We start from the raw sequence: 15,281 nt of genomic DNA, 5'->3' as shown, positions 1-15,281 counted from the left end.
GCCAGTTATGAAATTTTTAGAGCTGCTCTTAGATGATGATGCATTGCCAGATTTCTTTGAAAAAGAAAAAATGGGCGGCCAGTCAGCAACGTTAGCACGGCTATTTACATTGGAAAACAAAGCTGAACAAAGTAAAAGAACCGTAATCACACAAAATTTCTTCATGGTAGATGATTTGTAAAGCACTAAGACTTTAAATGAATAAAATAAGTAAGTCCTTTCTCAGTAATACGCTTAATCTTCTTCTTTAAAAATCTTGGCTCGAATCGCAATTATCATGCCATACCTTTCATTCCACAAATGGGGTGCAAAATAAGCTTTTATTCTTAAAAATGGGCAATTAAATATCTTGTTTTATGGATTGTGCTGATTTTCAATGCAATATTCATTACAATAAGGTTGCTTCACCATAAGATAATTTTCCATTTATAATTCTTGCAGGCTTTGTGTAAGGATGTTCTTCCTGTTTATTCACTTCCATAATATGATGCACCTGCCAGCCTGCAAGCTTTAAATAATCAGAAACCATGGAGCGGTGGCAGCGCCACCAAACCGCCTCAGCGCACATATAAGCAGTGCGTTTTTTAATTGCCATGCTTTCCAGTTGTTCAACACCCTTTTTAAAATCATCTGTTTCCATATAATCAGCATAACCGCGAAAGGCCGGGGTGTTTCCATCCGGTATTTTTTGAATCTTTGTGCACAGGCCTTCTTCCGCCCAGTAATTTTACATGCACATATTCAATGCCGCTGGCCGGCATTATTTGTTCAAGGTTTTCTTTATTAAACTGCGGTACGCGCTTTGAGCCGGGAAAGCTTCTTATATCGGCCAGTAACTGTATATGGAAGGGTTTAAGCATTCTCACAAAATGTTCAAGCGTTCTTGTGGAATGTCCTATTGTCCATATTTCTTTTTGGCACATCATAACACATCCAGTTTATATTTCAGAAAATTGATTTCTTTACATACAGCAAAGCGACTAAAAAACAGCAATTCTTATACTTTTTATTCAGATATTATGCCTTCCTATCAAAACATTGACCCCCGTACTCCTAATGGCAAACGCACTATTGAAAGGTTGCTTAAGCTGCGCACAAGGCTCAGCGGCGAAATACCTCAAAAGCAGCTTGAGAAAAACCTGCTTATCGCATCCTGGAATATACGGGAATTTGATTCGCCAGCTTATGGAGACCGTGCCGAAGAAGCTTATTATTACATAGCGGAAGTTATTTCAAAATTTGATATTATAGCTATACAGGAAGTACGGCAGGATTTAAAAGCCCTGAAAAAGCTCATACGTATTCTGGGCGGTTACTGGGAATACATTGTTACTGATGTTACAGAAGGCAGGCAGGGCAACCAGGAAAGGCTGGCTTTTGTTTTTGATACAAGAAAAGTAAAGTTTGGCGGCCTTGCGGGAGAAGTTGTATTGCCGCCTTTTGAAACCAAAGATCCTGAAACGGGCCAGACTATTTACCAGCCCGTTAAACAGCTTGCCCGAACGCCGTATATGTGCGGGTTTAAGGCCGGATGGACTGACTTTATCCTATCTACCGTTCATATTTTATATGGCACATCTGTAGCCAACGATCCCGGCCGGATAGCGGAAATTAAAAATATAGGTATAGGCGTTTAGTTATCCCAATATTCCATAGATTTGTCTATGGGAAATCGGGATAAATTTACTGGCATGAATTCAATAAAGTTTAACCAGTACTTTAAAACCGATGAAGATTGTCGGGCGTATATAGCTGACATTAAATGGGAGCAAGGCTATCATTGCAAAAAGTGCGGAAATACAAAGTATATTAAAGGTAGCCGATTATATAACCGACGTTGCCTTAAATGCAAGAAGGATGAAAGCCCCACAGCAGGAACGATGTTTGACAAGGTCAAGTTCCCCTTGCTTACTGCAATGAATATTGTTTTTAAAATCGTGACGAAGAAGAAAGGGATGTCAACGCTGGAATTAAGCAGGGAATTTGAATTACGCCAAAAAACTTGTTGGTCGTTCAAATGGAAAATCCAACAAGCAATGCAGAGTAGCAAACAAAATCCTTTAAAGGGAGAGGTACATGTTGATGAATTTTATATAGGGCACCCAGAGGAGCAAAAGCGGGGTAGAAGTAAAGGAGAAAAAAGATTAGTTGTCGTTGCATTGGAAAAAGTACAGGATGGTGTTGGGAGAGCTTATGCCCAGGTAATCGAAAGTGCGTCATCACAGGATTTTAAACCATTCTTCAATAACTACATTGACATGAACGCTGTTGTAATTACAGATGAATGGAGAGGATATTTACCATTAAAAAAAGAATACCCCAATTTAAAACAGATACCTTCCAATGAAGGGAAAAATTTTCCAGATATGCATATTCACATAATGAATTTAAAAGGTTGGTTAAGGGGCATTCACCATCATTGTAGTGAAGAACACCTTCAGGGGTATCTTGACGAGTACCATTATCGCTACAACAGGCGAAACAGTATGAGTTCTATGTTTGATTTGTTGGTAAAGAAAATGATTGTCAATGAGCCTGTGAGGCTACCAAAGAAGGATAACTAAACGCCTATACCTATAAAAATATTGCCAATGCGCTTGTGCATAAAGCCGATGGTAAATATGAGTGGTCGAATAATTTTGTGCTGCTGGGCGACTTTAATATTTACAGCCCGGAAGATGAAACCTATTCAGCCATTTTGAAAGCAGGTTTTGAAATACCGCCGCAATTGCAGAACCTGCCTTCCAACGCCCTGCAGAATAAATTTTACGACCAGATTGCTTTTAAAGTGCGGCCGGATAAATTTGAGGCCACAGGCAATGCCGGCGTGTTTAATTATTACGAAGTGGTTTTTACGGAGGGAGACGAGGCTTTGTATGTGCCCATGATGGGCGAAGCGTATAATACCACGGCTGCGGGCACAGAAAGAAAAAATAAATCGCTGTATTATAAAACCTATTGGCGCACCTACCAAATGAGCGACCACCTGCCTATGTGGGTTGAGGTTAAGATTGATTATACCGATACCTATTTAAAGAGTAAACTGGTGCCTCCGCAAACAGGAGATGCAACTATGTAATATAGCTTTAGGCGCAATTTCAATGGTAATAATTTGTTTCTTCTGAATAATGCGGGCTTTTCTTAAATCAACAGCATTGAATTATATATATTCATCTGCCTTAAACCTTTTTGCTATTTTGGCGGTTGCTAATGCGGGGTCTATATCAGTCACCAATACGCCGGCCCTGCCATAAGGCTGGTGCGCTATCAGTTTCCCATCAGGCGCAATAAAAGAAGTGGCAGATTCCTGGTACCTGGTTGCATAATTTATGCTGGCAAAATATATCGTGTTTTCAACAGACCGCATCATCATAGCCTTTTCATAATAAGGATTACCGATATGGCCCCACTCCTTCAGCTCAACGCCTTCCACATCGCTGCCTGCAAAATGCGGGTGAAAAACAATAGCAGCGCCCTGCCTGGCCGCCCATCTTACCGTTTCGGGATAACGGAAACCTTCATGGCAAACAGAGATGCCGAACTTTAGGCCCTGCACTTCAAACAGCCTGCGGCCTTTGCCTGCATACCATAAACTATCTTCAGAAGGATCAAGCTGCACCTTGGGTTGATAACCCAATATTTCGCCTTTTTCTGAGAGCACAAACGCCACATTTAAAAACCTGTCATCTTCATACCAGTCCATGGGCAGGATAATGACGATTGAATTTTCTTTTGCTATGGCACAGGCTTTTTGCAAAGCATCCTTCAATACTTCCGGGGAAGTTTTTGGGGCGTTGCCCAGATCAAGCGGGTAACCCGGAATATACGTTTCAGGAAAACAAATGATGGCTGCGTTTTGCCTGGCCGCATCTTCCACCCATTTTCTCAACTGACTGACCGCATCATCAACTGACTTTGGATATAACGGAGAACACAGCGCTATTTTCATAAGGCGTGAAGTTACAGCTCATTTTGATTTACCGTACTTTTCCTCAAGCGCAGGCATCAGGAAAGTGTTTACTTCTGGCGTATGGTGTTCTTTTTTTACAATGGCATCCATCTGCTGAATAATGTCAGCATGTTGTGCAGCCACATCGTGCTGTTCCTGTATATCTGTGCTTAAATCAAATAACTGCCATTGCATATTACCTTTGTTGATGTTTAATATCACGCCTTTCCAGTTGTTCATACGTACCGCAACCTGGCCGCCATATTCGGGGTATTCCCAGTATAAATAAGGATGCTGTTGTGTTTGCGCCTTACCTAATATTTCAGGCAGTATGCTTATGCCGTCAATATTTTTGGGTGAAGGAATATGCAGCAATTCGCAAAACGTAGGCATCATATCAATGGTTGCAGATACCATGTCAGAAGTTGAGCCTGCTTTTATTTTGCCCGGCCAGGAAACAATAAACGGTTCGCGGATACCGGCTTCATGCACAGAGCCTTTGCCCCAGCCTGATTCACTTTTAAATAAACCACCGCTGTTGAAGTAAGGCGCATCAACACCAACGCCGCCAAACGAAGGGCCATTATCGCTGCAAAACATAATAATGGTATTATCATACAAACCTTTCTTTTTTAATTCAGCAACTATCTGCCCTACCTGTTCATCCAGCGTTGATATCATGGCTGCATACGTGGACCTTGGATAACGGCAGGGGAAATAACTGCCGCCCATATACGGCTTTTCATCTCCAAATTTTTTATGATAATACTCCACCCATTTCTTTGGCGCCTGCAATGATACATGCGGCAATGGCGAAGCATAATACAGGAAGAAAGGCTTGCCCGCATTTTTATCAATAAAATTCAGTGCGGCTTTAATTAAAAAGCCGGGTGCATAATCTTTTTGCTGATACACTTCAAAGTTCTTTTCATCCAATGAATCTTTATCTTTTGGAAAACGTACCTGCGGATCAATAATCTTATTATTCAATGGCACACGCATTTCATTCTCCCACAAATGGCCGCTGTAATAGGTATGATCCTGCCGCTGGCAAATAAAGCCGTAGAAATAATCGAACCCCTGTTTATTGGGTTCGCCATTGCTGAAAGGCGTGCCCAGTCCCCATTTGCCCACAAGCGCCGTTGCATAACCTGCGCCTTTTAAGAGTTCGGCAATTGTAAATGTGGAATCAGGTATGGGCAGTTGCCCTTCGAGGAAAGGATTGGCCTCCATTGCCTTAAAATTCCATACATCGCCGCGCTCTCCCCATTCATCATTGCCGCGTATGTAAGCTTTGCCGGAGTTAATGCCCGTCATTAATGAATACCTTGACGGCGCACAAACCGGAAATGCATAATGCTGCGTAAACCGTTTGCCTTCTTTTGCCAGTGCATCAATATTCGGCGTTTCAATCTTTTGCTGGCCATAACAGCCAACATCGCCATAACCTAAATCATCTGCGAGTATGTAAACAATATTGGGTTTGTTTTGTGCTGCTGCACAAAAAACAATCAATGTAAAAAGGCTTAAGAAAAGGCTGTTCTTTATCATCCTTAAATTCTATACGGTAAAAATAAAGTTATCATTTATTAAAAACTTCATCGGGCAATGGCACTGCTTTTCCTGTTGATTTTTCTACAGGCATTTGGGCATTACGCTCTTTTAATGTTTTACCAAAAATAATGGCGAGTTTTTTTACTTCATCAGGATATGCCGCTGCAAGGTTATGCTCTTCGCGTATGTCTTTGCTTAAATCGTACAACTCAAATTTTTGATTGCGCATGCGGTAGATAAGTTTCCGGTTGCCATAGCGCATAGCTGTATAATAATTGATCCCATACTTTTCTTCATCGCTTAAACTTATATTAATCCATTTATTGGGATAATGAAAAATCAAAGGCCTGTCTGCTTCTTTAAGTGCTGCATTTTTTAGATAAGGCACAAAGCTTTTCCCGTCTGTTTTTTGAATGATGTTGTTGGTTTGCACATTAGCCATTTCCAAAATGGAAGGAAAAAAATCTTCAATAATTATCGGATTTTTATTGATGGTATTAGGCTGAACAACGCCCGGCCATTTTACAATCATTGGTTCGCGAATGCCGCCTTCATACACAGAACCTTTTCCTGAACGTAGAGGATAATTGTGTGTGTTACCGGGGCCGCCGCGCTGGTGATGATCAAGCCCGCCATTATCGCTCATAAAAATGATGATGGTGTTATCATCAACCTTTTTCTCGTGTAAATAATCCATAATATCACCAAGGCTTTTGTCCATGCCTTCCAGTAAGCCTGCATATTTTGCTTCTGCGCTATCCAAACCTGCATCATAATATTTCTGCACAAAGCGCGGGTCGGCCATTATAGGCGTATGCACTGCATAATGGCACATGTTTAAATAGAAAGGTTCTTGTCTTTCAATCGGCGCTTCAATCGCTTTAATGGCTTCGCGTGTTAAAGCTTCAGTTAAAAATGTGCCGGTATTATAATATTGCTCCAAATCCGGAACAGCCTGTGGCTGTGCTTTGCCGGGCATATTGCCATATCGCTGCTCTGATAAATAACTCTGCGGATGGCCGCCTGCATGGCCTGCAATGTTTACCATAAAACCAAAATTATACGGGTTAGCGCCGGGTGTACCGGTTGCGCCCCAATGGGCTTTGCCAACCTGAATGGTATAATACCCGGCATCTTTTAACAGCTTAGGAAAGGGTGTGGCATGTGCCATACCTGCTGCTTCAGCATCGGGGTTTAAACCGCTTTTATTCCAGTTAAGCGGCGCCATAAAACTATCCGGTGCATCTGCATCATCACCATTGTTGGGGGAAGTCCAGTTGGTAATATGCGTTCCTGATGCATTCATGCCGCTCATCATGCTGCTTCTTGAAGGTGTGCAAACCGGCTGGCCATAAGCATTGGTGAACTTTACGCCTTCCGCAGCAAGCCTTTCCATATTGGGTGTATGATAGCGTTTGTTTAATGGCATCACACTATCATAAAACGGCACAGAAGTATCCATCCACCCCATATCATCTACTAAAAAAACAATAATGTTGGGCTTAATTGATCGCTGCTGTTGTGAAAAAACATTGATTGAAAATGCAAGAAAAATAATCAGTATTGCTTGCTTCATTGCTGCATATTTGGTTAACGAAATATTTTTTTTAGCTGCTCACAGCTTTATTGATTTTAAATTCTTCCAGCTTGTTAGCTGTATTTTGTCACTTCGTTTATATTCATGTTCACCGCCATATATCAAAATCCCGCCGGTATTGCCTGAAATATTATTCCAATAAATCATATTCTTCAAAAAGCTCTCATTGAATGTTTGTGCCGCCTTTATTTCAACAGGTATGAGCTTTTTACCGGTATCTAAAAGCAGGTCAATTTCCACACCTTTATTATCGCGCCAGTAAAAAAAACTTGTGCTGCCTGCAGTGTTATACTTTTTTTTCAATAAGTCGTTGATACAAAAATTTTCAGTCAATGCGCCATAGAATGGCGAAACGCTTATTTCCTGCGGTTTTCTTATACCAAGCAGCGAACATGCAACCCCGGTATCGGAAAAATACAGTTTAGGTGTTTTTACCACCCGTTTATTAAAATTCTGAAAGTGTGGCTGTAAAAGGTAAATAATAAAACTGCTCTGCAGTATGCTAAGCCATGCATTAACGGTTTTAACATCTATCCCGCATTCATTGCTTAATGCAGCAGTGTTCAACTGCTGGCCAATTCTGCCTGCGCACAATTGTATAAACCTGTTAAAGAGCACGGTGTTTTCTATATTTTTCAATTGCTTTACATCACGCTCAATGTATGTTCTTATGTATGAAGGATACCATATTGACGGCGTTCTGCTTTTGTCAAAGAGTTCGGGATACCCCCCATAAAAAATATACTCAGCAAGCTCGGCAGGCCTTTTATCAAAAAGATTTATTTCAGATGAAGATAAAGGGAAAAGGTCAATATAACCTATCCTGCCTGCAAGCGACTGGGAGATGGATGATTGCAATAAAAAATTATTGCTGCCCGTAAGAATAAATAAACCATCCTTATTGGTGCGGTCGAGTATTTGCTGCAGGTAACTGAAAAGTTCAGGGGCCCTTTGCACCTCATCTAATATTGCCCCGCTTTTGAACCTGCTGAGAAATCCCCTGGGGTCCTGCACAGCAAAAAGCCGTTCATCGGGGTTTTCAAGCGAAACATAAGGTTTGCGGGAAAAAACTTTGCACACCAATGTGGTTTTCCCGGATTGCCTTGGCCCGATTACGGCCAATGACCGGAATTGCCTGGCATATTTTTTCAACAGGCTTTCAGCATCTCTCGTAACCATACATATAATTTGGTACAAATATGGTAGTTAATTACCAGATTTGTACCAATCAATTTAAATACCGGATATAAACCCTGAACAACCCGGCGCTAATTTTCTGTAAGCCCCGGGTAAGCGTCAAAAAGCTTTTTCAGATCGGCTGCTTTTTCAGGATAACGGCCAATAACATTCACACGTTCGCCGGGATCCTGGTTGATATTAAACAGCTCCTTTACCATTTCCTGAGATTTCCCTGTGATTGAGTTGATGCCGGCAGGCGCTTCTCGGTATTTCCAGGCGCCCACACGCACAGCTTCGGCTTTGCCATAGTTATTAATATAAATAGGACGGTGCACATATTCCTTCCGGTTCGCTTTTCCTGTCAGCAGGTCGCCTATATCCTGGCCATCCAGCGTTCTTCCCTGCGGAAGCGGCGCTTTTACCCATGCAGCCAGCGTGGGCAGCACATCAAGGTTGCTGACAGGGTTGTATAAGACAGACGGTGCTATGTGATTTTTCCAGTAAATAATAAACGGCTCCCTTACACCGCCTTCATACGATTCGCCTTTTGATCCACGGAAGATACCGGCGGCACCCACATGAAATCGCTGTGTAACACTGTCGCCGGACATTCTTTCAGGATAAGTGGCCCAGGGCCCGTTATCGCTCGAAAAAATGAATATGGTATTATCAGCCAGTTTTTTGTCTTCCAGCTTTTTCCATATCAATGCCAGGCAACTATCCATTTCCTCAATTACTGCGCCCAATGGCCCTGCGTCCTGCCTGCCTGCCAGCGAAGCCGCTTTCGCTGCGAATGCTACGGGAAGATGCGGCATATTGAATGCCAGGTATAAAAAGAATGGTTTGTTACTGGTTTGTTTGTTAATGACGGAGATGGCTTCACGTGTATATAATGGCGTTAGCAAAGAATCTTCCGGCTTTATAATTTCCGGCTCGCGGTTTCTGAACAGCTTGATGGTGGTATCTGTTTTTACATACGGATAACGATAATCGTGGCTGTACAGTAACCCATAATAAGAATCGAAGCCCTGTGCTATAGGATGCTGAAAAGGCTTGTCATCCCCGAGGTGCCATTTGCCAATCATTGCTGTATTATAACCGGCCTGCTTCAGCACTTCGGCAAGCGTTACCTCCTGGTCGGGCAGGCCGCGTTTATCGCTGGGGCTTAAAGGCACGGGGATATTATACCTTGTGGCATAGCGCCCTGTGAGCAGCGATGCCCGTGAAGGAGAACAGGAAGGCGTGGTTACAACATAGTTGGTGGCTTTTAATCCTGCATTCGCCATCCCGTCGAGAAAGGGCGTTTGAATAACCGGATTACCATAAGTGCTTAAATCGGAATAACCCATATCATCCGTTAATACAAAAACGATGTTGGGCTTTTGCTGTGATATGGCATCCGGCGATAGCAAAGCTATAATTGCTGTTAGGGTTACTAATCTTTTTAATAGCATAAACTGGTTTAATTATGGATGATTGTATATATGTTACTGACTTAAGAAAACACTCAATATTCAATACACACAATAAATCAATGTTCAATTGTAAACCTCTGCAGAATGATTATTGAATATTTCAAAGAATTTAAACCTTAAGTCAATAACATTGAATAATTGTATAAAAAATTATTGCCTGCAAAAAACACATTTATTCATTACCAACCTACATTCTGGGTTAAATCAGGGTCTTGTGTAATTTCTGTTTGCGGTACAGGCCATAAATAATGTTTGGGATCAATAAACTCCCTGGTTACAGCCACCTGAATGGTCTTGAATGCACCATTGTCTTCATAAGTAATGCCATACACCGGGCCCGGCACAACGGAAGCCGCTGTTTTCCATCTGCGTATATCAGCCAGATGCAGGCCTTCAAAAGCCAGTTCCACCGTTCTTTCCTTTCGTACAATATTTCTCAGCTCATCCTGTGTTAAACCGGTTGCAATTGACGGGAGCTTTACATCATATCTTCCGTTTCGCACCGTATTGATTGCGTCATAAACCGATTGATCAATATCGCCTGCTTCTATTTTTGCCTCGGCATACGTTAGCAGCACTTCGGCATATCTTATCAGTATTATATTAATACCGCAATTGGAAGGTGTTGCATAATCATCGGCATTAATATACTTTTTTATATTGAACCCTGTAGTGGATGCTATATACGTATTTCCAACAGCATCTGCGGTGCCGCTGTTGGGCGCAGGATGAAATACATTTCCTCCCGGCAATACATCACCATCCAGAAAAACAGAAAAGGATAAACGCGGGTCTCTGTTCACATAAGGATGGGTTGAGTCATACCCGCTTCCAGCATCGGTAATATCCAAACCGTCTGCCGTTTGAACCTGGTCCGCGTAAGCTTTTGTAGGAACATAGGTGCTCTGGCTGCTTTTCTGGCTGTATGGCGCCAGCAGGTAAAAAACGCTATTGGAATAAGACGAAGCAATAAATTGTTCATCCAGTATTACTTCCTGGTTGTTTTCGGCTGCATAAGAAAACAAAGCACTATACTGTGGGTATAAAGAATAAGTATTCTGGTCAATCACAGCTTTCGCATCTGTGGCTGCATCTGTATAGCGGCCTGCGTATAAATTCAAACGCGCTTTTAATGCCAGCGCCGCGCCGCGGGTAACACGGCCTATATCATCGCCGGTATAAGCAAGCGGCAGCAGTGGTGCAATTTCAGCCAGTTCCGTATTGATAAAGTCATACAAAGTTGACAGTTGCCGTACGATGTTTGTATTTTAGGTATGGCTATATAACCTAAGGCGGCCATGGTATTGCTGTTTACATCAATAGCAATGCCTTTTGACTTGCCTCTTTTTGTAGTGATGATAACAGCGCCGCTGCCGGCCGGCAGTTCCTGTTGTGCATAGCCAATGAAACTAAATACGAGCGTGGCGTTTTCGGGCGCTTTAATTGTAAACCGGCCCTGTGCATTGGTGGCTGTACCGGTTGCTGTGCCAATAATGCCGAAAACGGAAAACATAGTGCGAGGATAAGCAGCCTTATCCTTTTTTCAAGCTTTTTTCTTATAGGGAGTGTTTGCCTTTAATTATTTTGTGTGAATATTTGAAGTGTAAAATTAAGCAAACATGCCGGGTAAAGCGTATGGAAACGATTGTATAAAATATTATGGTATGCCTGAAATGTATATCTCCATCCAGTGTTTTCCCTGCCTGCAAGGATTTCGGCTATTGATATAAAAGGATACCAGACCTGAAAATTTAAAAAAAGCGGAAAATAATTCAGCAGGTTTAATACAGATTTAATGGCAAGGGCTGCTATCTGCCAGCCAGTCCCGAAAGTCAGAGAGTCGGGAAGCCCGGAAGCAGGAAAGGGTCTTCTGACTTCCGGACTATTTTTTCTCACTCATATAAAACACCAGTTTGCCGCCGTTCATAATTTCATTGTATGTAATATACAAACGATCCAGCGGCTTGTCATTCAGTAAAACCTTTTTTACATACACATTGTTATCGCTTTGATTGATGGCCTGCACCTCGAATGTTTTACCATTTTCCAAATGCAGTACGGCATCATCAATAGCGGGGCTGCCGAGGGAATACTGCCCGCTGCCCGGCGCTACGGGGTAAAAGCCCAGCGTGGTAAAAATATACCAGGCGCTCATTTGCCCGCAATCATCGTTGCCGCCCAGGCCATCCGGGCCGGTATGATATTGTTTTTGCAGTATCATGCGCACACGTTCCTGTGTTTTCCAGGGCATGCCGGCAAAATTGTATAAGTAAGCTACGTGATGGGAAGGCTCGTTGCCATGCACATAATTGCCAATGATGCCATCGCGGGTTATATCTTCTGTTTCTGCAAAAAATTCATCAGGCAAATGCATGGTGAATAAAGAATCAAGATGCTCAATAAAACGTTTTTTTCCACCCATCATGGCAATTAACTGTTCGGGCTGGTGCGGTACGTATAAACTGTAATTCCATGCATTGCCTTCAATAAAACCCTGGCCGTTTGTTGTGAGCACATCAAAATTTTTCCTGAAACTTCCATCACTTAACCTTGGCCGCATAAAATGAACAGATGAATCAAATACATTTTTAAAATTTTCAGAACGTTTCATGTATTCGTTATAAACATCCATCCTGCCAAGCTTCTTTGCAGCCTGCGCCAGGCTCCAGTCGTCAAAAGCATACTCCAGCGTGGTAGAAACGGCCGTTCCGTTTTTATCAATAGGAATATAACCTTTATCAAGATAATAATTCAGGCCATCATAACTCCTGTTGCTGCTGGTGGCAATGCAGGCATCCAATGCTTTATTCGAATCAAAGCCTTGTGTATTGCCTTCAACAATGGCTTCGGCAATTACAGGCACGCTGTGATAACCCGTCATACACCAGTTCTCATTGGCCGAGTTGCTCCATATTGGCAGCATGTGCTCTGCACTTTGATTGTAATGCGCCAGCATAGAGCTGATCATATCTGCATTGCGTTCAGGCTGAATGATGTTTAATAAAGGATGTAATGCACGATACGTATCCCACAAAGAAAAGGTGGTGTAGTTGGTAAAGCCGTCTGCTTTATGAATATTCTGATCAAGCCCGCGGTAAGAACCATCCACATCCATATAAGTTGTTGGGTTGATGAAGGCATGATACATGGCCGTATAAAAATTTATTTTCTCCTCATTGCTTTTTGACTGAATAGCGATCTTGCTTAATTCCTGCTGCCATTGCTGCTGGCCGGCATTTTTAACGGCGTCAAAATCCCAGCCCGGCGCTTCCGTTCTTAAGTTTTGTAAAGCGCCTGCCGTGCTTACCGGCGATAGCGAAAATTTGATCTTTATCTTTTCGCCTTCATCTGTTTTAAAATCGAAGTAAGCGCGAATTTGTTCGCCTGCTATTTCGGGAAAGTTTCTGCTTTGGTTCCATCTTCCCCAAAACCCGCGATATACCTGCTGTTTAGAAAAATTTTTATTGCCATAAGCGATGAACGGTTTTGAAAAGCTCATGGCAAAATATAAATATCTTGTTCTGCCCCAGCCATTGGTTTGGCGATAGCCGGTAACCAGCGTATCGTTTTCAATTCTTAAATAGGCCCAGATATTTTTGCCATCATAGTTGTAAATACCGCTCATTAAATCGAGGATGATATGGGCGCTGTCGCTTTTTGGAAAAGTGTATTGGTGAAAGCCCACACGCGTTGTTGCAGTAAGCTCGGCAAGAATGTTATACTTATTTAATTTCACCTTATAATAATCAGCTGCTGCTGCTTCCTCCTTATGCGAAAAAGATGAACGGAAGCCTGATGCCGCATCGCCTGCCGTACCGGGGTTTAACTGTAAGGCGCCCACAGTTGGCATAATTAAAAAATCGCCCAAATCGGAATGGCCGGTGCCGTTAAAATGTGTGTGGCTGAAACCAACAATGGTTTTATCATCGTACTGGTAGCCCGCACAATATTTATATACGTCAGGGTTGTAACGGCCATTCATTTCATAAGGAATGGTATCCGTATCGGGGCTTAACTGTACCATGCCAAACGGAACGGTTGCGCCGGGAAAAGTATGCCCCATGCGCTGTGTGCCAATGATTGGTTTTACATACTGCACATAATTTTCACTGTTATTTTGTGCTGAAGCGAAAAATGGAATAGCTAATAAAAGAAATGAATAATATTTAGACATCAGCCTTGCTTTTAAATTGAAGAGCCGCAAAACTGCTGATTATTTTTGAAAGAACCGTATTAAAACAATTTGGGTTAAGGTAAGGATGAGTTGGGAGCGGTGTGTATGTGTATCGCCAAACGTCAAGAATGGGGAATACATGTAAACTGCCATCTTTATTCACATAGCATTAATTGATATGTGCATGCAGGTTAATCGTTAATATAAGTGGCTTTTGAAATAATATCCCTGATATTGTTATCGAGCATTTCAGCAGATTCCTGCAGGTAATGAATCAGTTCCATCATCTCCTCATCGGGTATTTTGGTTTCATCAATCAGGTGGGTTAAGGCCAGGATATTTGCCAGCGGCGCCCTTATAACATGTGCATTCAAATAAGCAATGTCTTTAAGCCTTTTATTTTGCTCTACCACTTTCTGCTCATGCTTTTCAGCCTGTCTTTTAGCATTAATCAGTTCTTCCTTTGTTTTCCTCTCAAAATATATTCCTATGTAAGCAAAAACACTGCATAAAATAGTTGCTGTTATACTGTTAAATGCAAACTGAACCGGGCGCTGGCTGGGCGGAATAATTTGCCATGAACTGTTATGTTCACAAAACAATATGCAGGCACAAAACGAAGCAACTGTTAATGTGAGATATAAAACGCTTTCCTTCAGCATGTTTTTACGGTTGCTTAATAAAAAGGGTATGGAAAAAAGCAGGGGCAATAAATAAAAAAAGCCACCCGAATCAAGCCCTTCTGAATAAACAAGCAAAATAATGAAGGTGTTGGAGGATATAACAATAGTGCCAATCACATATTTTGTTTTTCCTGCGCGGATAAAATATACAACCACCATTAAAACGAGGGCAAATATCAGATCTAATAAGCCGGAAATAATACGGCCTTTGCAAAAATCAACCACAACATTCACTAACATCACCAACAATGAAAAACTGGCAAAATGGTAATATTTTTTTTGTTTGGCTTTAATTTCCGGCTGATCTATCAAACTCATTAACGTCGTAATTTTTAAAAACCTGTGACAGCAGGTTTTATTAAGGGCGGTAAAATTATCTTTTTAAGCTATTCGCAATTATTAAAATACAGAAAATACACTAATGTTGAATGTAAGTGGCTTTTGAAATAATATCCCTGATATTGTTATCGAGTATTTCAGCAGATTCCTGCAGGTAATGGATGAGTTCCCTTGTTTCCTCATCGGGTATTTTGGTTTCATCAATCAGGCTGGTTAAGGCCAGGATATTTGCCAGCGGCGCCCTTACTATATGCGCATTTAAATAAGCAATGTCTTTAAGCCTTTTATTTTGCTCTACCACTTTCTGCTCATGCTTTTCAGCCTGTCTTTT

General features: G+C 41.8%; 16 protein-coding genes. 4 read left to right on the top strand and 12 right to left on the bottom strand.

Features of this window, described 5'->3' with window-relative positions; genetic code table 11:
* Positions 1 to 7 precede the first annotated feature (7 nt).
* Positions 8 to 181 (top strand): hypothetical protein, encoded by a 174-nt coding sequence (locus QM629_RS15850; RefSeq protein ID WP_415160868.1) that lies wholly within the window; start codon positions 8 to 10, stop codon positions 179 to 181.
* Positions 182 to 388: 207 nt separating this feature from the next.
* Here QM629_RS15850 and QM629_RS15845 read toward each other — a convergent pair whose 3' ends face one another.
* Together QM629_RS15845 and QM629_RS15840 are read right to left on the bottom strand one after the other, a co-directional pair.
* On the bottom strand, positions 389 to 640 hold the full coding sequence (locus tag QM629_RS15845) for a DUF488 family protein (protein ID WP_415160867.1): 252 nt from the start codon (positions 638 to 640) through the stop codon (positions 389 to 391).
* 4 nt (positions 641 to 644) lie between these two features.
* Complete coding sequence (locus QM629_RS15840; RefSeq protein ID WP_415160866.1) at positions 645 to 926, bottom strand: DUF488 family protein; 282 nt, start codon at positions 924 to 926, stop codon at positions 645 to 647.
* Positions 927 to 953: 27 nt separating this feature from the next.
* Between QM629_RS15840 and QM629_RS15835 the strand changes: the two genes are divergently transcribed.
* Genes QM629_RS15835 through QM629_RS15825 form a run of 3 tightly spaced genes read left to right on the top strand, consistent with a single transcriptional unit; the run spans position 954 to position 3,079 of the window.
* Positions 954 to 1,637 carry a hypothetical protein gene (locus tag QM629_RS15835; protein ID WP_415160865.1) on the top strand — a complete coding sequence of 228 codons (684 nt, stop codon included), beginning with the start codon at positions 954 to 956 and terminating at the stop codon, positions 1,635 to 1,637.
* 27 nt (positions 1,638 to 1,664) lie between these two features.
* The gene (locus QM629_RS15830; RefSeq protein WP_415160864.1) at positions 1,665 to 2,564 is read left to right on the top strand and encodes an IS1595 family transposase; all 900 of its coding nucleotides are present in this window, start codon (positions 1,665 to 1,667) and stop codon (positions 2,562 to 2,564) included.
* 35 nt (positions 2,565 to 2,599) lie between these two features.
* Complete coding sequence (locus QM629_RS15825; RefSeq protein WP_415160863.1) at positions 2,600 to 3,079, top strand: hypothetical protein; 480 nt, start codon at positions 2,600 to 2,602, stop codon at positions 3,077 to 3,079.
* A gap of 81 nt (positions 3,080 to 3,160) precedes the next feature.
* Here the strand turns inward: QM629_RS15825 and QM629_RS15820 are convergent, their stop codons facing one another.
* The 10 genes from QM629_RS15820 to QM629_RS15775 form a co-directional block, all read right to left on the bottom strand.
* Positions 3,161 to 3,949 carry a carbon-nitrogen hydrolase family protein gene (locus QM629_RS15820; RefSeq protein WP_415160862.1) on the bottom strand — a complete coding sequence of 263 codons (789 nt, stop codon included), beginning with the start codon at positions 3,947 to 3,949 and terminating at the stop codon, positions 3,161 to 3,163.
* Between the two features lie 18 nt (positions 3,950 to 3,967).
* A complete protein-coding gene (locus QM629_RS15815) occupies positions 3,968 to 5,500 on the bottom strand; it encodes an arylsulfatase (protein ID WP_415160861.1) in 1,533 nt (510 codons plus the stop codon).
* 31 nt (positions 5,501 to 5,531) lie between these two features.
* Positions 5,532 to 7,079 (bottom strand): sulfatase, encoded by a 1,548-nt coding sequence (locus QM629_RS15810; protein WP_415160860.1) that lies wholly within the window; start codon positions 7,077 to 7,079, stop codon positions 5,532 to 5,534.
* A gap of 39 nt (positions 7,080 to 7,118) precedes the next feature.
* Positions 7,119 to 8,279: an ATP-binding protein gene (locus QM629_RS15805; protein WP_415160859.1), complete on the bottom strand. Its 1,161-nt coding sequence runs from the start codon at positions 8,277 to 8,279 to the stop codon at positions 7,119 to 7,121.
* 89 nt (positions 8,280 to 8,368) lie between these two features.
* Positions 8,369 to 9,733, bottom strand: a complete 1,365-nt coding sequence (locus QM629_RS15800) for a sulfatase-like hydrolase/transferase (protein ID WP_415160858.1) — start codon at positions 9,731 to 9,733, stop codon at positions 8,369 to 8,371.
* Positions 9,734 to 9,933: 200 nt separating this feature from the next.
* A complete protein-coding gene (locus QM629_RS15795; RefSeq protein WP_415160857.1) occupies positions 9,934 to 10,992 on the bottom strand; it encodes a RagB/SusD family nutrient uptake outer membrane protein in 1,059 nt (352 codons plus the stop codon).
* Entirely contained in the window at positions 10,917 to 11,267 is a 351-nt protein-coding gene (locus tag QM629_RS15790) for a carboxypeptidase-like regulatory domain-containing protein (RefSeq protein WP_415160856.1), read from the bottom strand. Before QM629_RS15790 ends, QM629_RS15795 begins: the two co-directional genes overlap by 76 nt.
* Positions 11,268 to 11,636: 369 nt before the next feature.
* Entirely contained in the window at positions 11,637 to 13,928 is a 2,292-nt protein-coding gene (locus QM629_RS15785; protein WP_415160855.1) for a GH92 family glycosyl hydrolase, read from the bottom strand.
* Between the two features lie 191 nt (positions 13,929 to 14,119).
* Positions 14,120 to 14,929 carry a hypothetical protein gene (locus tag QM629_RS15780; protein ID WP_415160854.1) on the bottom strand — a complete coding sequence of 270 codons (810 nt, stop codon included), beginning with the start codon at positions 14,927 to 14,929 and terminating at the stop codon, positions 14,120 to 14,122.
* 100 nt (positions 14,930 to 15,029) lie between these two features.
* A partial coding sequence (locus QM629_RS15775; protein WP_415160853.1) for a hypothetical protein occupies positions 15,030 to 15,281 on the bottom strand: 252 nt, incomplete at its 5' end.

The sequence above is a fragment of the Parafilimonas sp. genome (genome assembly GCF_047606085.1).
Taxonomy (GTDB): Bacteria; Bacteroidota; Bacteroidia; order Chitinophagales; family Chitinophagaceae; genus Parafilimonas.
The sequence above is the reverse complement of the archived record's forward strand: the minus strand, read 5'-3'. Positions and strand labels throughout refer to the sequence as shown.

Bases quoted from the DNA above. Each gene is read 5' to 3' on its own strand.
- QM629_RS15850 (WP_415160868.1), top strand. From the start codon at position 8: ATGAAATTTTTAGAGCTGCTCTTAGATGATGATGCATTGCCAGATTTC.
- QM629_RS15845 (WP_415160867.1), bottom strand. From the start codon at position 640: ATGGAAACAGATGATTTTAAAAAGGGTGTTGAACAACTGGAAAGCATG.
- QM629_RS15840 (WP_415160866.1), bottom strand. From the start codon at position 926: ATGATGTGCCAAAAAGAAATATGGACAATAGGACATTCCACAAGAACG.
- QM629_RS15830 (WP_415160864.1), top strand. From the start codon at position 1,665: ATGGGAAATCGGGATAAATTTACTGGCATGAATTCAATAAAGTTTAAC.
- QM629_RS15820 (WP_415160862.1), bottom strand. From the start codon at position 3,949: ATGAAAATAGCGCTGTGTTCTCCGTTATATCCAAAGTCAGTTGATGAT.
- QM629_RS15815 (WP_415160861.1), bottom strand. From the start codon at position 5,500: ATGATAAAGAACAGCCTTTTCTTAAGCCTTTTTACATTGATTGTTTTT.
- QM629_RS15810 (WP_415160860.1), bottom strand. From the start codon at position 7,079: ATGAAGCAAGCAATACTGATTATTTTTCTTGCATTTTCAATCAATGTT.
- QM629_RS15805 (WP_415160859.1), bottom strand. From the start codon at position 8,279: ATGGTTACGAGAGATGCTGAAAGCCTGTTGAAAAAATATGCCAGGCAA.
- QM629_RS15800 (WP_415160858.1), bottom strand. From the start codon at position 9,733: ATGCTATTAAAAAGATTAGTAACCCTAACAGCAATTATAGCTTTGCTA.
- QM629_RS15790 (WP_415160856.1), bottom strand. From the start codon at position 11,267: ATGTTTTCCGTTTTCGGCATTATTGGCACAGCAACCGGTACAGCCACC.
- QM629_RS15785 (WP_415160855.1), bottom strand. From the start codon at position 13,928: ATGTCTAAATATTATTCATTTCTTTTATTAGCTATTCCATTTTTCGCT.
- QM629_RS15780 (WP_415160854.1), bottom strand. From the start codon at position 14,929: ATGAGTTTGATAGATCAGCCGGAAATTAAAGCCAAACAAAAAAAATAT.